Annotated in this window: 19 protein-coding genes; all 19 read left to right on the forward strand. The window is 44.9% G+C overall.

Features of this window, described 5'->3' with window-relative positions; all coding sequences use genetic code 11:
• Positions 1 to 520 precede the first annotated feature (520 nt).
• The 19 genes from ADIAL_RS10850 (at position 521) to ADIAL_RS10940 (ending at position 23,677) form a co-directional block, all read left to right on the forward strand.
• Positions 521 to 1,324 (forward strand): TIGR00282 family metallophosphoesterase, encoded by an 804-nt coding sequence (locus ADIAL_RS10850; protein ID WP_034303527.1) that lies wholly within the window; start codon positions 521 to 523, stop codon positions 1,322 to 1,324.
• 33 nt (positions 1,325 to 1,357) lie between these two features.
• Positions 1,358 to 3,937: a DNA mismatch repair protein MutS gene (gene mutS, locus ADIAL_RS10855; RefSeq protein WP_034303529.1), complete on the forward strand. Its 2,580-nt coding sequence runs from the start codon at positions 1,358 to 1,360 to the stop codon at positions 3,935 to 3,937.
• Positions 3,938 to 3,961: 24 nt separating this feature from the next.
• Positions 3,962 to 5,884, forward strand: coding sequence for a DNA mismatch repair endonuclease MutL (gene mutL / locus ADIAL_RS10860; protein WP_034303532.1), 1,923 nt, complete (start codon positions 3,962 to 3,964; stop codon positions 5,882 to 5,884).
• 31 nt (positions 5,885 to 5,915) lie between these two features.
• Positions 5,916 to 6,344 carry a peptide-methionine (R)-S-oxide reductase MsrB gene (gene msrB, locus ADIAL_RS10865; protein ID WP_034303533.1) on the forward strand — a complete coding sequence of 143 codons (429 nt, stop codon included), beginning with the start codon at positions 5,916 to 5,918 and terminating at the stop codon, positions 6,342 to 6,344.
• Positions 6,345 to 6,450: 106 nt separating this feature from the next.
• A complete protein-coding gene (gene ruvA / locus ADIAL_RS10870) occupies positions 6,451 to 7,065 on the forward strand; it encodes a Holliday junction branch migration protein RuvA (RefSeq protein WP_034303535.1) in 615 nt (204 codons plus the stop codon).
• Between the two features lie 27 nt (positions 7,066 to 7,092).
• Positions 7,093 to 8,106 (forward strand): Holliday junction branch migration DNA helicase RuvB, encoded by a 1,014-nt coding sequence (gene ruvB / locus ADIAL_RS10875; RefSeq protein ID WP_034303538.1) that lies wholly within the window; start codon positions 7,093 to 7,095, stop codon positions 8,104 to 8,106.
• Positions 8,107 to 8,121: 15 nt separating this feature from the next.
• Complete coding sequence (gene queA / locus ADIAL_RS10880; RefSeq protein ID WP_034303540.1) at positions 8,122 to 9,162, forward strand: tRNA preQ1(34) S-adenosylmethionine ribosyltransferase-isomerase QueA; 1,041 nt, start codon at positions 8,122 to 8,124, stop codon at positions 9,160 to 9,162.
• A gap of 19 nt (positions 9,163 to 9,181) precedes the next feature.
• A complete protein-coding gene (gene tgt, locus ADIAL_RS10885) occupies positions 9,182 to 10,327 on the forward strand; it encodes a tRNA guanosine(34) transglycosylase Tgt (RefSeq protein WP_034303542.1) in 1,146 nt (381 codons plus the stop codon).
• Between the two features lie 129 nt (positions 10,328 to 10,456).
• The gene (gene yajC / locus ADIAL_RS10890; protein ID WP_034303543.1) at positions 10,457 to 10,789 is read left to right on the forward strand and encodes a preprotein translocase subunit YajC; all 333 of its coding nucleotides are present in this window, start codon (positions 10,457 to 10,459) and stop codon (positions 10,787 to 10,789) included.
• Between the two features lie 48 nt (positions 10,790 to 10,837).
• On the forward strand, positions 10,838 to 11,116 hold the full coding sequence (locus ADIAL_RS10895; protein WP_034303544.1) for a post-transcriptional regulator: 279 nt from the start codon (positions 10,838 to 10,840) through the stop codon (positions 11,114 to 11,116).
• A 150-nt stretch (positions 11,117 to 11,266) separates the two neighbouring features.
• Positions 11,267 to 12,421, forward strand: coding sequence for a DNA polymerase IV (dinB, locus tag ADIAL_RS10900; RefSeq protein ID WP_034303546.1), 1,155 nt, complete (start codon positions 11,267 to 11,269; stop codon positions 12,419 to 12,421).
• Entirely contained in the window at positions 12,411 to 13,715 is a 1,305-nt protein-coding gene (locus ADIAL_RS10905) for a DRTGG domain-containing protein (RefSeq protein WP_034303549.1), read from the forward strand. The genes dinB and ADIAL_RS10905 overlap by 11 nt, the downstream gene beginning before the upstream one ends.
• Positions 13,716 to 13,743: 28 nt before the next feature.
• The gene (locus ADIAL_RS10910) at positions 13,744 to 14,733 is read left to right on the forward strand and encodes a DHH family phosphoesterase (protein WP_231492186.1); all 990 of its coding nucleotides are present in this window, start codon (positions 13,744 to 13,746) and stop codon (positions 14,731 to 14,733) included.
• 73 nt (positions 14,734 to 14,806) lie between these two features.
• Positions 14,807 to 16,924, forward strand: a complete 2,118-nt coding sequence (locus ADIAL_RS10915) for a PBP1A family penicillin-binding protein (protein ID WP_034303552.1) — start codon at positions 14,807 to 14,809, stop codon at positions 16,922 to 16,924.
• A gap of 112 nt (positions 16,925 to 17,036) precedes the next feature.
• Positions 17,037 to 17,378 (forward strand): YlbF family regulator, encoded by a 342-nt coding sequence (locus ADIAL_RS10920; RefSeq protein WP_034303554.1) that lies wholly within the window; start codon positions 17,037 to 17,039, stop codon positions 17,376 to 17,378.
• A 100-nt stretch (positions 17,379 to 17,478) separates the two neighbouring features.
• Positions 17,479 to 18,714 carry a metallophosphoesterase family protein gene (locus ADIAL_RS10925; protein ID WP_034303557.1) on the forward strand — a complete coding sequence of 412 codons (1,236 nt, stop codon included), beginning with the start codon at positions 17,479 to 17,481 and terminating at the stop codon, positions 18,712 to 18,714.
• Complete coding sequence (locus tag ADIAL_RS10930) at positions 18,704 to 21,517, forward strand: ATP-binding protein (RefSeq protein ID WP_034303561.1); 2,814 nt, start codon at positions 18,704 to 18,706, stop codon at positions 21,515 to 21,517. The genes ADIAL_RS10925 and ADIAL_RS10930 overlap by 11 nt, the downstream gene beginning before the upstream one ends.
• A 26-nt stretch (positions 21,518 to 21,543) precedes the next feature.
• The gene (locus tag ADIAL_RS10935; protein ID WP_034303563.1) at positions 21,544 to 22,515 is read left to right on the forward strand and encodes a 3'-5' exoribonuclease YhaM family protein; all 972 of its coding nucleotides are present in this window, start codon (positions 21,544 to 21,546) and stop codon (positions 22,513 to 22,515) included.
• 163 nt (positions 22,516 to 22,678) lie between these two features.
• Complete coding sequence (locus tag ADIAL_RS10940) at positions 22,679 to 23,677, forward strand: peptidylprolyl isomerase (protein WP_155849225.1); 999 nt, start codon at positions 22,679 to 22,681, stop codon at positions 23,675 to 23,677.
• Positions 23,678 to 23,737 lie beyond the last annotated feature (60 nt).

A 23,737-nucleotide genomic window follows, 5' to 3' on the forward strand; every position in this document is an offset into this window, starting at 1 on the left:
CAACACGATTTGACAAAGAACCCTTTTTTATTGTCTCTGCATCCTATCTGCAAATATGCTATACATTAATTATATCTTAAGAAAATCAGTTGCGTATTCAGGAATTGATGTGCCGATAGTGCCATTTTTTATGATTTTTGTTTGAGTAATAAGCCAGCATCTTCTTAGAAAGGAAGAAGCCGCAGAGTGACTGGCCTTTCATATTTCTTTTTTTAAAATTGGTCTATAAGACCTCGGCTACAAGCTCATAATACATATCCTATTCTGAAAGGATAGGAACTTATTTTGTAGATGCTAAAGCAACCATTGTACGCGAAACGAGAGCAGTTGAATAGGGATTATGATAAAGGTATTGTCAGTCAGTTGGATATGAAAACTAAAGGGTTGGGTATTTTTGATTTATTGTGTTCTTCAAAAAGTATGGGATACCACCACTTTGTTGGGCGTTAGCAGGATTACTTTGATTTCTACTGTATAAAACTGGTAAACTAACAATAATGTAAAGAAAAGAGGACGATTAATGAAAGTATTATTTATTGGAGATATTGTGGGAGAACTGGGTGTGGACACGGTCAAGAAATGGCTGCCCAAATTGAAGGAAAAGTATAAGCCGCAGGTGACGGTTGCTAATGGTGAAAATGCTGCTGGTGGAAGAGGGATTACCGAAAAACTGTACAAGGAGCTTCTTCAGGCAGGAGTTGACGTCGTGACTATGGGTAATCATACCTGGGATCAGCGCGAAATACAGGACTTTATTGATCGGGAAAAAAAACTGATCCGTCCGGCAAATTATCCAGATAACCGCGTTACTCCAGGAACGGGTATGACAATTGTCAATGTCAATCAGTTGAAGCTAGCCGTAATCAATCTACATGGTCGGGTATATATGGGTGATTTTGAAGATCCTTTCCGCGTAGCCCAGGAGCTGGTTGACCAGGCAAGAGAAGTGACCCCGCATATATTGATTGATTTTCATGCTGAAGCGACAAGTGAAAAAGAGGCTTTAGGCTGGTATTTAGATGGACAAGTATCCGCTGTAGTGGGGACACATACGCACGTACAAACTAATGATGCTCGTGTGTTGCCTCAGGGAACAGCTTATCAAACAGATGTGGGAATGACCGGTTTTTACGACGGTGTGCTAGGCATGAAAAAAGAACCGATCTTAAGGAAATTTACAACACAGCTCCCTAATCGTTTTGAAGTGCCTGAAACTGGGCGGACCCGGCTGAATGCTTGCTTGCTGACAATCAGCAATACAACCGGTAGAGCAGATAAAATCCAGGCTATACGCATTGATGACGATATGCCTTGGTTTGAGTAAAACAAAGTGTGAACGATAGAAAGAGTGAGACAAGTGCCCCAGAAAACGAAACATACACCAATGATGCAGCAATATTTATCCATAAAGAAGGAATATCCTCAGGCCTTTTTATTTTACCGTCTGGGAGATTTTTATGAACTCTTCTTTGAAGACGCCGTAAAAGTTGCCCGCCTACTTGAGCTGACTTTGACCAGTAGAAATAAAAATGCTGAAGAACAGATTCCCATGTGCGGGGTGCCCCATCACTCAGCTCAAGGCTATATTGATACCCTGATTGAAATGGGTTATAAGGTAGCAATCTGTGAACAAGTGGAAGATGCCAAAGAAGCGAAAGGAATGGTCAAAAGGGAAGTCGTTCAGGTCGTTACCCCAGGGACGGTCATGCAGTCCAAAACGGTCGGATCCAAAGAAAATAATTATATTGCTGCCGTGACCGGTTCATTGGGACTGATTGGTATGGCTTCTGCTGATCTTACCACAGGAGAAATAAAAGTGACTTCACTGAAGACACCAGAGGAGGTCATCAGTGAAGTCGGTTCACTCAATTGCCGGGAAATTATATTTGAACCAGCTGCCTTTCTCGATCTGCAGGATCAGCTGACACAAATGTATCCTGTCGCTGTCTCTCACCCGACCAAATCGAGCTATGATCATCAACTTTCTAAGCTCCAGTCTTCAATCAAGGATCCTGTACATTCACAAGCTACTGATCTGCTGCTGCATTATTTAAGTGAGACACAGATGCGCAGCCTGGATCATCTTCAGAAAGTGCGAGCCTATGAAGTGAGTCAGTACCTGGTATATGGCCAGGATGCCCGGCGGAATCTGGAACTGACGACTTCGCTTAGGGATGGAGGCAGAAAAGGGACCTTGCTTTGGCTACTGGACGAGACTAAAACAGCAATGGGTGGACGCATGCTCCGGTCATGGCTTGAAAAACCACTTGTCAGCAGGGTGCAGATAGAAGAGCGGCTGGATGCTGTTGAGAACTTGATGACGTATTTTTTTGAACGCAATGATCTGACCGATGTCCTGAAGCGGATTTACGATCTGGAAAGACTGGCGGGAAGAGTCGCTTTCGGATCCGTCAATGCCAGAGACCTTATTCAGTTAAAGCAGTCACTCAGACAGGTCCCTCTGGTAGTTGATCTGATGAAGATACTCAATAGCGAAGGCACCTGGAACACCTATCTCAACCGTCTCGACCCGATAGAGGAAGTCGAGCAGCTGATTGACCATGCAATCAGTGATGATGCGCCTCTATCCGTGACAGATGGGGATATTATCAGAGCAGGCTACAATAGTCAGCTGGATAAATACAGAGAAGCAATGACAGGCGGTAAGCAGTGGATGGCTGAACTTGAGCAAAGAGAACGGGAAGCCACCGGGATAAGAAACTTGAAAGTCAAATTCAATAAAGTATTCGGTTATTTTATTGAAGTATCTAAAGGGAATGTTTCCAAGCTAGAAGATGGACGCTATGAACGCAAGCAGACACTGGCTAATGCTGAACGGTATGGAACGCCTGAATTAAAAGAACAAGAGGCGCTAATACTGGAAGCCGAGGAAAAGTCCAGACAGCTTGAGTATGAACTGTTTGTTGAAGTAAGAGAAGCAGTCAAGAAGAAAATTAGGCGTCTACAAATGCTGGCAGCCGTAATCGCTGAAATTGATGTCCTTCAAAGTTTTGCGGTCGTCAGTGAAGAATACAATTATGTCAGACCAACTCTTCAGACTACGTCCAAAGATATAACGATAAAAGACGGCCGGCACCCGGTAGTGGAAAAGGTGATGGGAGAACAGTCCTACGTTCCCAATGATGTAGAACTTACAGATGAAACGTCGGTGCTGTTGATTACTGGGCCCAATATGTCGGGTAAAAGTACCTATATGCGTCAATTGGCGCTCAGCGTCATCATGGCGCAGATGGGGTGTTTCGTTCCGGCAGCTGAGGCCAGTCTACCTGTATTTGACCGACTCTTTACCCGAATTGGAGCGATGGATGATCTGATTGGGGGACAAAGTACATTCATGGTTGAAATGAATGAAACAAACCAGGCTATTCAGCATGCAACAGCTGACAGCCTGCTTCTGTTTGATGAAATAGGGAGAGGGACAGCAACCTACGACGGCATGGCTCTCGCAGAGGCAATTATTGAGTTTGTTCATGATCGAATCAAGGCCAAGACCCTCTTTTCTACCCATTACCATGAGCTGACGGTACTAAATGAGCGGCTAAAAGGGCTTAGAAACGTTCACGTTGGAGCAGTGGAAGAAGACGGGAAGCTGGTCTTTTTACACAAGATGATGCCGGGAGCGGCCGATAAAAGTTACGGGGTACAAGTTGCCAGACTTGCGGGTCTGCCTGATGCCTTACTGGACCGGGCCGAAAGTATTTTGAATAAGCTTGAGAAAAAAGAGTTAAAAGACAGTCAGCAGCCAAACAATAACTCGTCCGATGTAGTAACTGAGCAGAGTCAGCTCAGCTTATTTGATAATCAAAGTGATGCAGAAAAAGAAATTATCTATGAATTGCAGCAGGCCAATGTGCTGAACACAACTCCGATGCAGGCTTTGCAGCTATTGAGCAGTCTGCAGGATAAATTGAACTGATAAGAGGAAGGGCTGGATTAATCGATGCAGACAACGATTCAAATTATGTCTCCGACATTAGCCAATCAAATTGCAGCTGGTGAAGTAATTGAACGTCCGGCATCAGTGGTCAAGGAGCTGGTTGAAAATGCTATTGATGCAAACAGTGGCCGAATCGAAATTTTTGTGGAAGAAGCCGGCTTGAAGAGTATACACGTCATTGATGACGGTGATGGGATCCCAAAAGAGGAAGTGCCTAAGGCCTTTGAACGGCATGCAACCAGCAAACTGTTGTCCAACGAGGATCTTTTCCGTATTCGAACGCTGGGATTCCGGGGGGAGGCGCTCCCGAGTATTGCTTCTGTTTCGGAAGTGACGGTGGAGACTGCTCAGAAAAACCTGCCGGGTAGGCGCCTGGTGCTTAAAGGAGGAGAACTGATTGAAGATCGTGCTGCCTCTTCACGAAAAGGGACCCGAATTGCAGTTGAAGCCCTTTTTTACAATACGCCGGCTCGGCTGAAGTATGTAAAAACCTTGAAAACAGAACTGTCGCATATCACTGATGGCATAAACCGGTTTGCTTTGGCGCATCCCGATATTTCCTTTAAACTGGTTTCTGATGGTTCGACACTTATAAAAACAGTCGGCAATCGCGATCAGATTCAAGCAATTGCTGGAGTTTACGGTGTGGGGACAGCAAAAAAAATGAAGGCAATCCGCGGAGAATCATTTGACTTTGAGTTGTCAGGGTTTGTTTCCTTACCGGAAGTCACACGTGCTAGCAATACCTACATTACTCTGATTCTCAATGGCCGGGTAATCAAGAATTACGCCCTTACTAAAGCGATTGTTGAAGGTTACGGTTCGACCTTGATGGTCGGTCGCTATCCTGTTGCTGTGATCTCCATTCAAGTCGATCCCCTCCTTCTGGACGTCAACGTTCACCCTACTAAGCAGCAAGTGCGTATCAGTAGTGAGAAAGAGCTGGGGCAGCTGCTTAAAGATACAATCAGGAAACGGCTACATGAGGAGACCCGTATTCCAAGCGCCTATGAAAATGTGATAGAAAAGCCGAAAAAACGGCAAAAAGCGGATGAGAAACCCCAACAGACGACTATCTTTTCACAGCAGCCTTCTAGCTCAGACAGTCCGTTCTTGAAAAATCAGGGATCTTCTGACTCAGTAGAGGCTAAACACTCAAAGGATTTTGCTAGTCACTCAGCAGAAGAGGGTGAGAAAGACCAGTTTCAGCATAATACTCAGCCGAATCAATACGAGTCCAATTTTTCAAAATTACTTGAAGACAGGAAGGACGTATCTTTTGAGACGGTCAATCCGGCAAGTGAACAGAAAGTCAATGAAGGAGATTTTGAGTCAGGGTTTCCCGATCTGGATTATATTGGTCAGATGCATGGAACCTATTTATTTGCACAAAATGAAAAAGGCCTGTATATTATAGACCAGCATGCAGCCCAGGAACGTATCAAGTACGAATATTTCAAGGAAGCTATCACTAGACAGGGTACTGATCTTCAGGAACTGCTAGTTCCGGTTGTGCTAGACTATCCGCTAGATGAAGCAGTGACGATCAGAGACAACCAGTCCAAGCTGGAGGAAGCCTCTGTTTTTCTTGAAGAATTCGGACAGAATAGCTTTCTTGTCAGACAGCACCCGAACTGGATAAAAGCCGAGGAAGTGGAAGAGACAATCAGAGAAATGATCGCTTTCTTTCTAAGAGAGACGAGCTTGTCGGTAGGCAAGTTTCGGGAGGAGACGGCCATTATGATGAGCTGCAAGGGTTCAATTAAAGCCAACCATTATCTGTCTAGGCAGGAGAGTGAACAGCTGCTGCATGATTTGAAACAGGCCGACAATCCATATAACTGTCCACATGGTCGACCAGTTCTGGTCAGTTTTAGCACTAAAGATATGGAAAAAATGTTCAAACGGATTCAGGATCCTCATTAACTGAAGAAGACTAGAAGAAAGGACGAATACTATGGATAAGAAAGAATTGAAGAAAAAACTGACACCTATTCAGTACGAAGTCACCCAGAAGAACGGAACGGAACGCCCGGGCACGGGTGAATACGACTTGTTTTTCGAAGAAGGCATTTATGTAGATATTGTCAGCGGCGAACCGCTGTTTTCATCCAAAGATAAATACGATGCTGGTTGCGGCTGGCCATCCTTTACCCGTCCCATTCAAAAAAGAGTCATTAAAGAGAAGAGAGACCGGTCATTTTTCATGGAGCGCACTGAAGTTCGGAGTCGAGAAGCTGATTCTCATCTGGGACATGTCTTTACAGATGGACCAAGTGAGGAAGGTGGACTGAGATACTGTATTAATTCGGCGGCTCTGCGTTTTGTTCCCAAGGAAAAGTTGGCGGAAGAAGGTTATGAAGCCTACGTGGCTGAATTTGAATAATAAAATAGAGACTGACAGAAGCATCTATCATTAAGGCTGACTTAATGGATAGGTGTTTTTGTGTTATACTAGACAAGATTGACTAATACTGAGTGAGGTTGAAAATATGTTTGAATATATAAAAGGAACAATCGCCCATGTGTACCCGGGATACGTTGTAGCTGAGGCCTACGGTATAGGATATAAAATACTGATAGCCAACCCTTTTCGTCTATCTAAAGCGTTAAGTAAGGAAACGCTGATCTATGTTTACCAGGATGTCAAACAGGACAGTATGCAGCTGTTCGGTTTCCTGACGATTCAGGAAAAGAATCTCTTCCTGAAATTAATCAATGTTTCGGGCATCGGTCCAAAATCTGCCCTTGCAATACTGGCAAATGAGGATCATCGTGGGTTTGTTCAAGCGATTGAAGATAGCAATATCACTTTTCTGACCAAATTTCCGGGTGTTGGCAAAAAAACAGCTCAGCAGATTGTGCTGGATCTCAAAGGAAAGCTGTCAGAATTTGATGTGCTCCAGCGCTCAATCGAGGAGGGGCAGACCGTGCTTGATACATCAAATGGCTCAGCCCGGTCACTTGAAGAAGCGATGGAAGCGCTGCTGGCCTTGGGGTACTCCAGCAAAGATACCAGCAGAATCAGAAAAAAGATGGAGCTCTCGTCCGGCCAGACAACAGATGGCTATATCAGAGAAGCATTGTCGCTTCTGATGAAGAAGTAAAGGTCTAGTGAATTAAAGGAGCAGGTTATGGAAGACAACCGACATTTAACATCAGAACACGTCAGCGGGGAAGCTGAGGAGTCATTGGAGCACACGTTAAGACCCCAAAGTCTGAGGCATTATCTCGGACAGGAGAAAATCAAAGAAGAGCTGACGATTTATATTGAAGCCGCTAGAAAGCGTGAAGAGTCCCTGGATCATGTGCTGCTTTATGGCCCACCGGGTCTTGGTAAAACGACGATGGCAATGGTTGTGGCTAATGAGATGCAAACGGATATCCGTACGACGAGTGGACCGGCAATAGAAAAGCCAGGTGATCTGGTCGCCTTATTAAATGATCTGGAACCAGGCGGCATCCTATTTATCGATGAAATTCACAGAATGCCGAGGATAGCAGAGGAAATGCTTTATTCGGCTATGGAAGATTTCTATGTGGATATTATTATCGGCCAAGGTGAAAGTGCCCATCCGGTTCACTTTCCACTGCCTCCTTTCACTCTCATTGGAGCGACGACAAGAGCCGGCACTTTGTCCGCACCACTCAGAGACCGCTTCGGAATTCTTGCCCACATGGAGTACTACAAAAAAGAAGAACTAGAAAAGATTGTCATGCGGTCTGCGCAGGTTCTTCAAACAGAAATCAGACGGGAGGGGGCTTATGAAATCGCCCGTCGCTCTAGGGGAACACCTCGAGTGGCCAATCGTCTGCTGAAACGTGTCCGGGACTACGCAGAAGTCAGAGGGTCCGGCGTGATTGATAAGAGCAGTGCAGCTTCGGCTCTGGACTTGCTGCGAGTTGACAGCGAAGGACTGGATAGCGTTGACCATAAACTGCTGGACACACTGATCACGCTTTATGGTGGAGGTCCAGTAGGACTAAATACTCTGTCAGCTAATATCGGAGAAGAAATGGAGACAATCGAAGATATGGTCGAGCCTTTTCTACTAAAAGAAGGCTTTATCCAGCGAACATCCAGAGGACGGGTGGCTACACCAAAAGCGTATGGGCACTTGCAACTGAATCATTTGATGAACAACTGAAAAAGGAGAAATAACATGACATTAACAACAGAAGATTTTGATTTTGAACTTCCGGAAGAACTGATTGCCCAAACGCCTCTAAGTGACCGCTCCTCGTCGCGCATGATGGTATTGAATCGGGAAAAGCAGACCATTGAAGACCGAGGATTTGAATCCATCATCGACGAGCTTCAGCCGGGGGACGCTTTGGTTATGAATGATACCCGAGTGCTTCCGGCCAGACTATATGGAGAAAAAGAAGAGACGGCAGCCCATATAGAAGTCCTGCTGTTGAAAAATAAGGAAGGAGACCGATGGGAGACGCTGATGAAACCAGCCAAGAAAGCGAAGCCTGGTACGGTGATATCTTTTGGGGATGGTCGTTTGAAGGCGACAGTCGTTGAGTCTCTTGAGCATGGTGGCAGAATCGTTGAATTCAGCTATGAGGGAATTTTTCTAGAAATCCTTGAGTCTCTCGGTGAAATGCCCTTGCCTCCATACATCAAAGAACGTCTGAATGACAGCGACCGGTATCAGACTGTTTATGCCAGAGAAAATGGGTCGGCAGCAGCACCTACGGCGGGCTTGCACTTTACCGAAGAGATTCTAGATAAAATCAGGTCTAAAGAGATAAAGACGGTCTTTCTGACGCTGCACGTAGGGCTGGGAACTTTTAGACCAGTGAGCGTTGAAAACATCGATGAGCACAAGATGCATGAAGAGTTTTATCAGTTGTCAGAAGAGTCAGCCAGCATCCTTAACCAGACGCGTTCTGAGGGTGGGCAAATTGTAGCGGTTGGAACGACGTCTATTCGGACACTGGAGACCATCGCTCAGGAGCATGACGGGATGTTCAAAGCATCAAGTGGATGGACCAGTATTTTTATTGCTCCAGGATACAGTTTTAAAGCAGTGGATGCTTTTTTGACTAATTTCCACTTGCCGAAATCTACACTAATCATGCTGGTCAGTGCGTTTCTGGGTAGAGAATTTGTCCTCGAGGCTTATCATCACGCAGTCAAAGAGCGCTACCGCTTTTTCAGTTTCGGAGATGCGATGTTTGTAAAAAAGAAATAAAAGAGATTAGGAGACATATATGAGTAATCATCCAGTAACTTACCAGTTGGAAAAGAAAGACAAGCGGACAGGGGCCCGCTTAGGCAAAATCACTACCCCTCATGGGACTTTTGAAACGCCGATGTTCATGCCTGTCGGAACACTGGCCTCGGTGAAGACTATCGCACCCGAAGAGCTGGAAGAAATGGGAGCAGGGATTATCTTAAGCAATACCTACCATCTCTGGTTAAGGCCAGGAGAAGATATCGTTGAAGAAGCGGGCGGACTGCATCAGTTTATGAACTGGGATAAAGGGATTTTGACAGACTCAGGCGGCTTTCAGGTTTTTTCCTTATCGGATATGAGGAAAATAGAAGAAGAGGGCGTGCATTTTAGAAGTCATCTGGACGGGTCCAAGCTGTTTCTTTCACCCGAAAAAGCAATCAACGTCCAGAACAAACTGGGACCGGATATAATGATGTCTTTCGATGAATGTCCGCCTTTTGACGAAAGTTATGATTATGTCAAGAAATCAGTGGAACGGACTTCGAGATGGGCTGAAAGAGGTCTTAAGGCACATAAAAAACCGGATACCCAGGGGCTGTTCGGTATTGTTCAAGGAGCCGGGTTCGAAGAACTGCGCAAGCAATCAGCCAAAGATTTGACGAGCATGGATTTTGCCGGCTACTCCATTGGTGGCTTGTCAGTCGGGGAACCTAAACCGGATATGTATCGTGTACTGGATTTTACTACTCCTTTACTGCCCGAAGATAAGCCTCGCTATCTGATGGGGGTGGGGACACCTGATGCGCTGATTGAAGGGGTAATGCGGGGAGTAGATATGTTCGACTGTGTTTTGCCGACACGTATTGCCCGCAATGGAACAACTATGACCAGTAAAGGCCGGGTTGTCATCAAAAATGCAGCCTATGCACGTGATTTCCGTCCCCTAGATGAGAAATGTGGCTGCTATACTTGCCGTAATTACTCAAGAGCCTATATCAGGCATTTGATCAAGTCAGATGAGACGTTTGGTCTGAGACTGACAAGCTATCACAATCTTTACTTCTTGCTTGATCTTATGAAAAAAGTCAGACAGGCAATCAGAGAAGACAATCTGACGGAATTCAAGGAAGCATTTTTTGAGGAGTATGGGTACAATAAGCCAAATGCAAAAAATTTCTAGATCTCTATAATGATACTAGTAATTTTTAATGAAATTTGCTAAGGTAGATAGTGATATCATTGCACTATTTGCGTATGTACCCGAAGGATCTGACTAAAGCTTCAGATCATATTATGGAGGAATGTAGAAATGGACTTAATCGTAACAACGCTGCCGTTTATCGCGCTAATGGGAATCATGTATCTTCTGATGATTCGACCGCAGCAAAAAAGAGCAAAAGAAACACAAAATATGCTGAGCTCCCTAGGTAAAGGGGACTCTATCGTCACAATTGGCGGCTTGCACGGAGTTGTTGATGAGGTAATCGAAGACAACAATACCGTCGTTATCGACTGCGAGGGGATTTACCTGACGTTCGAGCGCCGTGCAGTTGCCCGTATTGTCACCAAAGCATCCGCATCAGGCACCCAAACCGAAGAATTGGGTACAAATAGTCCTGAAAGAACTGTCGAAAGCGACTGACAGCTGCTGAATGTTATCCACCTTTCTATCGAGTAAGGAGGTTATCTCTTGAACTTTACGATTGGACAAGATAATTTTGATGTATGGGTCGGGAAAAAGCAGAAAGAGTTCCAAAAAGAGGGCTACAGCGAAATCAGTTCTGAGGATATCTGGGAGTTCTGTACCGAATTTAAATGGAAGCGCAGTACGCCTGAAAGGTACTATCAGAAAGTCAGTGACATTCTGTCTTTGACCGTGAACGACTATTTCAATTATGCCTCCCTTAAGGCACAGGTATATAATGTAGCGTCTCTGGATGAGATGGAGATAGATGACTTGCTGAGCTGAATATCAGATAAAGACAAGTAGAACGGGATTTTCCGCTCTGCTTGTTTTATTTTATACTGATAATGTTCATAATAGATTTACAAATTTCAATCGTTGTTCAGCCTTTTTTCTAGTATAATGACTAAAAAGATAAGGCTTAGGGAGGTAAGCATGAGATACGGATTACTGCTATTCGATGAGCCGGTCAGAGACACCTCAAGGAAAATTATTCACGTCGATATGGATGCGTTCTATGCGTCGGTGGCGATGCGAGAAGATCCCTCTCTGGTTAGGAAACCAGTAATTATTGCTCGTCACCCTAAAAAGACAGGGGGGCGTGGGGTAGTAGCTACAGCCAGTTATGAAGCCCGCAAATACGGTATTCATTCGGCCATGAGTGCTCAGAAGGCCTATGAACTGTGTCCGCATGGTATTTTTGTCCAGCCTGATTTTGAGCTTTACCGGCAGATATCCAGCCAAATGCATGCGATCTTTAGACGCTATACTGACTGGATTCAGCCTCTCTCGCTGGACGAAGCCTATCTGGATGTTACTGAAAATCATGTCAATCAGAAAAGTGCCACCCTTATTGCTCAAGAGATTCGAACGGCCATAAAACAGGAACTGAATCTCAGTTGTTCAGCAGGAGTGTCCTACAACAAATTTATCGCTAAAATTGCCTCTGATTACCGTAAACCTGATGGCATAACAGTGATTCCGCCAAAAGACGCGCAGGCTTTTTTGATGGATCTTGCTATAGAGAACTTTCCAGGTGTCGGTAAAAAATCGGTTGAAAAAATGCACAGCTTAGGTATTTACAAAGGCAGCGATTTGTATAATCAGGATGAACTTGAGTTGGTGAAACAGTTTGGGAAGATGGGGCATTCTCTTTACCGGCGTGCCCGCGGAATAGATGACAGTCCGGTTAAAACTGAGCGTGAACCTAAGTCGATTGGTAAAGAATCCACTTTTTCAGACAATCTGCAAAGTGACAGTGAGGTGATCAAAGCGATCAGAGTACTGGCAGGCAAGGTGATGACGAACCTGAAGCGCAAGCAGAAACACGGCAAGATCGTTGTCCTTAAAATTCGCTATGATAACTTCGAGACCTATACCAGACGCCGTTCTTTCCCGGACTATATCAAGAGCGAGGATGAGCTTTTTCAGATTGCACTGGATATCTGGGAAGAGGAAAGCAGGACAATGGGAGTTAGACTGTTGGGAATAACGGTAACTGCACTAGAATCCGTTGTCTATGAAACTGTCCCGCTTCCTTTATGGAGCAGCAGTCACAATGAAAGGATCGTCAAGAAAAATGAAGACTAAACATGAACAGATTCTCGATTATATTGAAACATTGCCGGTTGGAGCCAAACTGTCCGTCCGTGTGATTGCTAAAGAGCTTGAAGTCAGTGAGGGGACTGCTTACCGGGCCATCAAAGAAGCTGAGAACAAGGGGCTAGTTTCGACTATCAAGCGCGTCGGAACCGTCCGAATTGAAGCCAAAACGGGAGAAAACATTGAAAATCTTACGTTTGATGAAATCGTAAAAGTAATCGAAGGGGAAGTTCATGGAGGCAGGAATGGTCTGAAGAAGACGCTGACAAAGTTTGTTATCGGAGCGATGACCGAAGAGGCCATGCTGCGCTATATCACGGAAGAATCGCTGATGATTATCGGTAACCGGGAAGAAGCTCAGCAGCTGTCACTCGAGAATGGCGCAGCCGTATTGATAACAGGGGGCTTTCTTCCGTCTGAAACAGTCATCCGTCTGGCTGACGAGAAAGAACTGCCACTGATTAGTACTTCCTATGATACTTTTACCGTGGGTACGATGATCAACCGGGCAATGACTGATCAGCTTATTAAAAAGGAAATTATTCGGATTCAAAATATTTATACGCCAATTGAACAGACGCAATATCTGGGCAAGGGAGACACGGTGTATGCCTACCGGATGCTGAATCAGAAAAGTCAGCATTCCCGCTTCCCGGTTGTGTTTGCCGATGATCGGCTGGCTGGTATTGTCACAGCCAAAGATGTCGTCGGCAAGGACGATGCCACAGTGATTGAGAAAGTCATGACCAAAAACCCTGCTTATGCCAAAAAACACATGAGTGTCGCTTCAGTAGCCCATACGATGATTTGGGACGGACTGGAAGTGATGCCTGTCGTAGGGGATGATATGACGCTAATTGGTGTCGTGTCTCGGCAGGATATCATGAAATCGATGCAGTCAGTGCAAAAGCAGCCTCAGGCAGGAGATACAATGGCTGATCAGATCAGTCAGCTGATCACGGAAAAAGAGGAGAATATCTTTTCTTTTTCCGTTACGCCTCAAACTACCGATAGTATGGGGACAATATCCTTTGGTGTACTGAGCGAAGTGATTACTGAAGCAACGTATAATTATCTTTCCAAGCACAAGAAAAAAAATCTGGTCGTTGAGCAGATGACCCTGCATTATTTCAATATGATCCAGCTGGGTAATGAGCTGATTGTCAAACCGAGAGTGATTGACGAGAACAGGCGCTCCGCTCGACTGGATGTCGAAATTTATTCTGAAAAATATCTTGCTGCAAAGGCGCTGGTCGTTTGTCAAATCATTCAAAAGCGTTAGGCCCGTTCAGCAAAAAGGAGCATAAACTGTGTTATTACAGACAACTAATATTAGGGACAGACAAATCAAAGAAGAACTGTGGGCGTGCATAAAAAAATGGGATACCATTATCATACATCGTCATGTCAGACCGGACCCGGATGCTATAGGATCCCAGTGTGGTCTAAAGGAAATGATTAAAGCTACTTTTCCAGACAAGCAGGTATTTGCTGTTGGAGCCGATGTGGATGACCTGAAATTTCTAGATACAATGGATGAGGTGGGTGATGAGCTGTATGAGGGGGCACTGGTTATTGTAACCGATACAGCCAATGTCAAGCGAATCGATGATGATAAGTACAAATTGGCTGAAGAGTGGATAAAAATCGATCACCATCCACTTGATGATTCCTACGGCAAAATCGAGTGGGTCAACACGAATGCAAGCAGCTGCTGCGAAATGGTGGCAGACCTCTGGCTGACTTTTCCAAACGACATTGTGATGAATGAAAAAGCTGCTCGCCTACTTTATGCGGGTATAGTTGGAGACACCAACCGCTTTCTCTATGACGCCACCTCTCCGTATACTATGCAAGTGGCTTCCGAACTGATGCGCTTTTCTTTTTCACACACAGATGTCAACAATCAGATGAATGTGATTAAGCCAAATACTGGGAAGATGATGGGCTACGCGCTGGAACATTTTATTGTTTCAGATGGGGGTGTAGGGCACATCGTTTTGACAAAAGACATCCTCAGATCACTTGGGCTGGATGAGAGTGAAACCCATGCAATCGTTCCGCTTCTTGGAAAAATTGAAGGAGTAAAAGCTTGGGCAGTCTTTGTAGAACAGTCCGACAGCGAGTATCGCTGCCGCTTGCGCTCCAAGGGGCCAATAATTAATAATATCGCCCAGAAGCACGGTGGTGGCGGTCATCCTTTGGCCAGTGGGACCCATGCAAAGGATACGGAAGAAATCGAAGAGATCTTAAAGGAACTTCACCAACAAGTGCTTGCTCACCAGGTAGAATCAGACTGAAGTCTAATTATCAAACTCAGGTCAAAAGAGTAAAGTGAATGTAGGCAGGAAAAGATGAGTATGAGGTAAAATTATGAGCAAACAATCATTGAAAGCACACATCAGCCATAAGCTGAAGTCTTGCAGGAGCAGCATCAGACCAGCGGCGATGAAAATGTACACAAGCTTAAAACGAAGCTGGAAAAAATATCACCTGACCAAGTTGATCATTCTTGGGCTGCTGACAGTGGCACTCTTTTTTAGCGTGTATCTGGCAGTCATGGCCCGATCCGCCAATATTAATGCACTGAGGGCAGGGCTGGAGCAGCGGACGACAATCATGGATGAGAATGGGGAAGAGGCAGGGGCGCTCTTCGCGCAGAAAGGTTCCTTTACTCGATTGGAAAATATCTCTCCTCATATAGCAGATGCTGTAGTTTCAACGGAAGACCAGCGATTTTTTTCTCACCGAGGATTTGACCCGATTGGTCTTGGGCGGGCAGCCGTTGGTTTTGTCATCAACAGAGGACAGATTGTCGGAGGCGGAAGCACTTTGACACAGCAGCTTGCTAAAAATGCTTTTCTGTCTCAGGATCAGACCATGATGCGAAAATTGCGTGAACTGTTTCTGGCGATTGAAATTGAAAAGCATTATTCCAAAGAGGATATTCTGGAAATGTACCTTAACCATGCGTATTTCGGTAACGGGGTATGGGGGGTAGAGGATGCCTCGCTACGCTATTTCGGTAAGTCATCTTCGGATGTGACTATTGGAGAAGCTGCCACAATTGCCGGGATGCTCAAGGCCCCCAGTCATTATAATCCAATCGATAATTATGAGCGGTCCATTAGCCGACGGAATGTTGTGCTGAGTCTCATGGAAAATACTGGAGCAATCACGTCAGAAGAGCGCCGTCTTTACCAAGAATCGGGGCTGACACTCATTGACCGTTTCAACCGCTTCGACGGCTACCGTTATCCTTTCTATTTTGATGCTGTCATCGACGAAGCGACAAGGAGACATGGTTTTTCGGAAGAAGAACTAATGAACGACGGATATACAATCTATACTAATCTAAACCGGACCTTCCAGCAGCGATTGGACCAGATATATACCCGGGACTATTTGTTTGAAACAGCAGAAGACGGCACGCCCGTTCAGAGTGCTTCAGTTATCTTGGACCCAAGGACTGGCGGAGTCAATGCCATTGTCGGCGGAAGGGGAGACCATACTTTCAGGGGATTCAACCGGGCCACTCATATGACCCGGCAGCCGGGTTCGGCCATTAAGCCACTGGGTGTATTCGCCCCAGCACTTGAAGCCGGCTTCACTCCTTCATCTATGCTGGTCGATGAGCTCAGGTCATATGGGGATACGGACTATACGCCGACAAATCTTTCCGGCCAGTACAGCGGTGAGATGCCGATGTACCGGGCACTTGCTGACAGTGTCAATGCCCCCGCAGTCTGGCTTTTAAATGAATTAGGCTTGAGAAGAGGTATGCGTAAAGTTGAGCAGTTTGGGTTAAGCGTAAGCGAGGATGATAATCACTTGGGTGCGATTGCATTGGGTGGGATGGATAGAGGAGTCTCGCCTTTGCAGCTTGCCAGCGCATACAGCGTATTCCCCAATGACGGCGTCCGCTACCAGCCTCATTTCATTACTAAAATTGTTGATGCAAACGGCGCAGTCGTGGTCGACAATACGCGTCCTCGTTCTGAGCGTGTCGTCTCGTCACGCGTCGCCAATGAAATGAACAGTATGCTTCTTAGTGTCTTTGAACACGGGACTGGGCGTAATATACAGCCCGGAAACTTTTCTGTGGCAGGAAAAACCGGAACAACTCAGACAGAATCTGGTAGAGGTGCAACCGATCAATGGGTCGTCGGCTACACTCCAGATCTGGTCATGGCCAGCTGGATGGGCTACGATCATACAACCGATGCACATTTTTTAAGAACCTCCACGGCCCAAGGGATTGGGCAGGTGTTTCGGGAAGGCATGGAGGCCGTTCTGCCGCATACAGAACAGTCGACCTTTTTAGTTGAAGAAGCAGGGATAGCCTTTTCAGCTGAAGAACCGACCATGTTTGACCGCTTAAATGAGACCCTTGAAGAGGCAGGCAATGCTTTAAGAGAAGGAACATCGGTATTTAGAGAACGAACAGAAGATTTGTTCCGGCGCTTTAGAAACAGGCAGAACGGAGAATGAAAATGAGTGATGAGAAGGCTATAATCTTTCCTGGAAACCCTTATCTATTCGTGATAGACTAGTATAGGTAAATAAAAAAGCTCGCAAGGAGCTCAATCGAAGGGATGAGAGTATGGCTGTCAATATTTATGACACGGCTAATCAGTTAGAACAGGATCTTAGAAACACGGATGAATTCAAAAGTTTGGATGCTGCTTTCAATGCAGTGAAGAACGATGAAGAAGCAAGCAGTGTTTTTGATGAATTCCGTCAGGTTCAGCAGACCATCCAACAAAAGCAGATGATGGGACAGGAAGTGTCTGAAGAAGAAGCCAAGCAGGCTCAGGAAATTTCAGGCAAAATCGGTGAGAACGAACTGATTTCAAACTTGCTGGAAGCTGAAAAGCAAGTAGGTCAGATGATCGACGACATCAACCAGGTTGTTTTGAAACCTGTCAGAGAACTGTACCAGTAAAATAACAGTTAAAAAGGGCTTACCTTGAAGTAAGCCCTTTTTAAGTAACTAATAAAGAACGTATGTACCCCCCCCATAAAAAATGAAAGGAACAATCACGATGGTTCGATTTATTCATGCAGCAGATCTGCACCTGGACAGCCCTTATAAGGGATTGAAGGAGTTGTCTGGACGGCTGGCAGATACTGTCATGCGTTCCACTTTTCAGTCTTTGGAAAATATAGTGGAGGCGGCTATTGAAAAGAAAGTCGATTTTGTTCTGTTTGCTGGAGATATTTATGATTTGAAGGACCGCAGTATCCGTGCGCAGGTCCTTTTCAAACAGCAAATGGAAAAACTGAAAGAGTCTGGTATCCGTGTCTTTTTGATACACGGTAACCATGATTTTATTAGCCAGGAGAGTGATCACCTTCTGCTGCCGGATAATGTCCATGTATTTGACAAAGCAGTGGAAACGGTCTCTATTGAGACAGAAAAAGGAGAAAAGGTTGCTCTGAGCGGCTTCAGCTATGACAAGCGCTGGGTGGATAGCCGGATGATCACTGATTATCCTGATCGACTGCCTCAGTGTGACTATCACATTGGGCTTTTGCATGGCTTTGAAGAAGGTCTGAAAGCTGAACATGCCAGATATGCGCCTTTTTCCTTGAGAGAACTTCGGGAAAAAAATTATGATTACTGGGCTTTGGGGCATATTCACAAGCGCCAGCAGCTATGTGAAGATCCGCCAGTATATTACAGTGGTAATACTCAGGGAAGAAATCGGAAAGAAACAGGGGATAAGGGATGTCTGCTCGTTGAACTGACAGAAACTAAACAGCAGGTTGATTTTCTTAAGACAGCATCGATTGTTTGGAAAGAGGCACGGGCTGATTTGAGCCAACTGGATTCAATGAATAGTATTTTTGAAGCCATTCATGAAGCAGTGCAGTCACTGCCGGAACAAAATACCCTGCTGGTTCTTAGGCTGGAAGTTTCCCCTGACCTGTCGGATAAGATTTTGAATAAACTTAAACAGGACGAACTGAGAGAGACCCTGCACCAATATGAAACAGGTCATTTTATATATGTGACTCAAATAAAAATCGATATGCAGTCAACGGCAAGCAGTACATTTGCCCTGGCACAGCTGTTTCCAGAAGAGTGGGACCAGACAGTCCAGCACCTGACAACCAGAGAAGCATTTATTGAAGTGACGAAAGAATTATTTTCAGCGCATGCCTATGCAAGAGATGTGGAAGAACCGAACGGTCATTACCGGCAGGAGATTATCGAAACAGCTCAGGCACTTATCCGTTTAGATCTTGGAGTGGAGGAGGATTTTTATGGTCATTAAAAAAATCACCATATATGGTTATGGTAAATGGATCGACCAGGAATTTTCACTTGACCCTCAGATGAGTATCTTTTACGGACAAAATGAAGCCGGTAAATCAACTTTGATGTCTTTTATCAGCAGTATTCTGTTTGGTTTTCCTACACGCCATAGTTCGGCACTCAGGTATGAACCCAAAGAATCCAGCCGGTATGGTGGAAAACTTCTAATGGAAGATGCCCGCTACGGCTGGGTGACTGTTGAAAGAGTGGATGGAAAAGTCACAGGAAATGTCACTGTGACTTTGGAAGACGGTACCCAAGGAGATGATCGTCTGCTTGATACACTTTTGAACAGTAAAAAGCGGTCATTTTTTGAGAGCCTTTATGTATTCGACTTGAAGGGTATTGAGGAAACGAGCAGCATGACCCGTGAACAGTTCAATCGTTTTTTTCTCAGTACAGGATCTTTAGGAAATGAGCAATTTTTGAAACAGGCAGATCAATATGAGCAGAAAGCTTCCCAGCTTTTCAAGCCGACGGGCCGTAAGCCGGTCATCAATACTCTTTACCGTTCATTGCAAAAACAGAAACAGCAGTTGGACAAGGCCAAGGAAACCAACAAAGCTTATACGCATTTGCTTAGTGAAAAAGAAAGTACAGAAAAAGACAGTGAATATCTAAACAAGCAGCTGCAACAGTGTGAGCAGACTATACAGGAATACAAGCAGTTATTACAGCAGACAGAAGCCATTGATGAACTGAGAAAGCTGAAAGAAAGTTTTGATGCTAATCAAATGAACAATCTTCCAGCAGACGGAATAGTTCAGCTGAAACACATTAATCAGCAGCTGGAAAGTCTCCGGTCAGAGATAGAGGTCCTTCATGGCCAGCAGCAGCAGCTTCAGGAAGACTACCGGCCATCGAGTGAGTTGCTGAATTATCAGGCTCACGAAGAGGCAGTCAATGAGCTGAACGCCAGCTGGGAATCACTGGAAGTGAAGATGGACCGGATAAGAGAGAAGCAAATAGAAATTGAACAGTTGGAAAAGCAAAGCTTTGAACTCAAGATGAAAGAAGGTCTGCCGCTGGATGTACAATTGCCAGAGCCGTTAACAGAAGCGCAGAAACAAAAACTTGAGCTCTTTCACGTAAAACTGCTTGAGTTGGAGAGGAATGATCAAAAAAGTCGGGAGAGTATACGTGTATGCGAACTGAAGATCGAAAATAACAATGAGCAGATTGACCAGCTGGAAGAGGAACTATGGCCCTTATCAGCTTACAGGGAGATGGAAAAAAAAGAAGCAAAGAGGCAAGAACTATCCAGTTCAGCTGTCAGAAACAAAAAAGTACTGGCAGGAGCTTTTGCATTCTGTCTGCTGATTTTATTACTGATTGCAGGCCAGCAGTCTGTCCCTCTTCTCCTAATGTCTTTGCTTGTAATGAGCACGACATTAGCTCTCCAGTTTTACCGACTGAAAAGACATTCTCATAATGACCAAGATAGAAGCGACTACTTGTACCAGAAAACGCTGAGATCAAAGTGGAAAGAGGCACTGGCCCGAAACGATCAGTTGCAAATAGACAGTGGTGAGTTGAGAAATCAGATATCTAAAAACAAACAAGAAAAGGGCGCACTGCAGGAGTCCTTTAGAAAATGGAAAAAGCAGAGTACTTACCCTGATCATTACGATATAGAACAAACATTAGCCTCTTTATCTGAGCTACAGGATTTAAGGCAGCTGATGGAACGAATTGAAGCTATCCGGACGGCTATGGAAGAGGATATCAGAAAACTGAAACATGTTCTTCAGACCAATGAATTCAGCCGGCAGTTTTTTGAAGAGGGAATAGGGCTGCTGACAGTTTGTTCAGACATAAAAAAAAGGCTCAGAACAATTGACCAGGAAAAAAGAATGCAGCAGATGTATATTAAGGAAACAGAAAAGCTGCAGAATGCGATTCTCTATTATGTTCAAAAAGAAAAAGACCAGCTGGCTGCCCGGCAGACACTGTTCGAGGAGACTGGGGCCGAAACGGAAGAAGCGTTTATCCGCGCTTACCATTTAGCCGAAAGCAGGGAAGAAAAACTTAGACGCTATCAATTCTTGAAAGATTCCCTCAACATTGACCCAAAACAGCTGGATAACTGGACTGAAGATTCTGTGGAAGTTCTGACAAGAAACATCAGTGAACAGCAGACGAAAGCCGAGGGTATACGGGCTAAGCAGAAAGAACTTGAAAAGCGGGTAGTTGAGATCAATTACAAAATCAGCGAGCTGGAGGAGGGAGGACTTTATTCAGACCTGCTTCAGCAGTTTGAGAATGAAAAAAGTACCTACCAAGAAAAAGTCGATTTATGGGCAGCGTACAAGACCGCTGCAGCTCTTATTGAAAAAACCTTGGATAATGCCAAGGAAAATCTGTTGCCGCATACTATTGCGCTGGCAGAAGAGTATTTCACCTACCTTACTGACGGGGACTATACAGGAATTGAACTCGAAGCAGATCATTTCCAGGTGATTGACAAGAATGGAAGACGATGGGAAGCCAATGAGCTTTCTAGAGGAACCGTGGAACCGCTGTATATTGCAGTGAGGCTGGCCTTTATATTCAATAACAAGGAAATGCTACGTTACCCAGTCATTATTGACGATGCCTTCGTGAATATTGACGAAGACCGTAAGGAAAGGGTGTATGCCTTGCTGCAAGACATTAGCAAGGAGGTTCAAGTCATTCTCTTTACCTTTGATCAGGCGGTATCAGACTGTATCCCGAGCAAGCATATGATAGAATTGAGACACCATACCAGCACATTAAGATAATTAAGACAAGTGAAGGAGTGAGTCAGGTGAAGAAGCTGTATGACTATCAGAAAGAAGAATCACTGATCATCTATCTGCTCATTAAATCAGCGGAAGAAAAAACAACCCGGAACAACAAACCCTACCTGGCACTGATTTTGCAGGATACCAGTGGAGAAATCAGCGCCAATTTCTGGGACGCGTCTTTGAAAGATGTGGAGCAGTTCAAGCCAGGCCAAGTCGTGAAAATAGACGCCAAAAGAGAAGAGTATAATGGGGCACCACAGTTGAGAATCAAAGCACTTCGCCTGGCTCGGGAAGATGAACCGAACAATCCGGAACTTTATATTGAAAGGGCACCAGTCAACAAGGATAAAATGATTGAAGCTTTCAACCAGGCTATATTTGATATAACCAATGCCCACATGAACCGGATTGTGCGCTTTATCATGAAAAAATATCAGCGAGACTTTTTTATGAGTCCGGCAGCCAAAAAAAACCACCATGCCTATTTGGGTGGACTGGCTTTTCATACAATGTCCATGCTGAAAATAGCCCGCAGTATCGCTGACAATTATGAAACGCTTGATCTGTCCCTATTGTATGCAGGTATCATCTTACATGACGTAGGGAAGGTGATTGAACTCTCCGGCCCGACGGCCACTGAGTATACGCTTGAAGGCAAACTGATTGGTCATATTGTTTTAATTCACGAGGAAATATCCAAAGCCTGTGTGGATTTGAAAATTGATGAGAGCCACGAGGATGTTCTGCTGCTGAAGCACTTGGTTCTGGCTCATCATGGAGAAACAGCTTTCGGATCTCCAGTCAGACCTCAAATTCCAGAAGCTGAGGTGATTCACTATATCGATCAGATTGATGCCAAGATGAACATGATGGATAGTGCGTTGAGAAAAACAGAACCGGGAGATTTTTCCGAGCGTATCTGGGCTATGGACAACCGCTCTTTTTATAAAAGTACACTTAAAAAAGGCAAAACAGGCGACCAAGAGACTTGATGTGATTGAAATATGAAATGTTAATGAAATTACAGTTTTATCTCTTAGTAAGTTTTCAATTTATTTTGACCTGTGTTATATTAAGTTAGGTACAGCTAGAGACGTAATAGGCGGCTTCGGCTGACAGAAAGAAAATAATGTATTAGGATGTGTAAGTTTGAGTATGAAAAAATGGTTAATCGGTGCAGTGGCTGGTTCAGGATTGCTTCTGGCAGGATGCACGAACAGCAATGAAGTAGCTTCTACAGAAGCTGGACGTATCCGTGAAGACGATCTCTTTGAGCGCATGAAAACAGAAATGTCCCAAAGCGGTATGACTTACGGAGAACAGATTCTGCAGCAGATGCTTCTGGAAGACATTTTAGAGCACAACTTTGGCGATCAGGTTTCAGACGAAGATATCGATGCGGAAATCGAACGAGAAGCTGAACCTTATGGTGGTGTTGATGAATTTGAAGAAATTCTGGCTATGCAGGGCATGTCTATGGAAGATGTCAGAGACAGTGTCCGCACATCGCTTCAAGTTAGAGCTGCTATCAGTGAGCACGTGGATATTACGGACGAAGAAATTGAAGAAGCCTATGAGAACTTCGCACCAGATGCGACCGTTGCCCATATTCTGGTTGAAGACGCTGAGCTGGCAGAAGAGCTGATTGAAGAGCTCAATGATGGAGCTGATTTCAGCGAGCTAGTTGCAGAACACTCAACCGATGCAGGTTCTTTAGAGACGAACGGTGAAATGGCACTCGAGCCGGGAAGATTCGTTCCGGAATTTGAAGAAGCAGCTATGGAACTGGAAGAAGGCGAAATCACTCAAGAACCAGTTGAATCTCAGTTCGGCTACCATATCATCAAGATGGTCGAAATGGGCGAAAGAGGATCACTGGAAGAAGAGCGTGATGACCTGGAAGCTATGCTGCTGGACAGCTACATGCAGGATCAGGCCATGATTCAGGAAGTAATTGGAGAGCTTGTGCGAGACGCAAACGTCCAGATCTCTGATGAAGATCTTCAAGGCGCAATGCAGCAGTTCATGCAGCAGCCTGGTGAACAGGGCGAGCAGATGGATGAAGACATGCTGAATGAACTCCTTGAAGAAGAAGGAATCGAAGAAGGCGATGAGTCTGTTGATGAAGAACCTGAGTCAGAAGAAGACGAATAAGCAAGTAAAGAAAAAACGTTTAGAGAGCATGCGCTCTCTAGACTAACACAACGAAATGAG

The organism is Alkalibacterium sp. AK22 (genome assembly GCF_000585255.1).
Lineage (GTDB): Bacteria > Bacillota > Bacilli > Lactobacillales > Carnobacteriaceae_A > Alkalibacterium.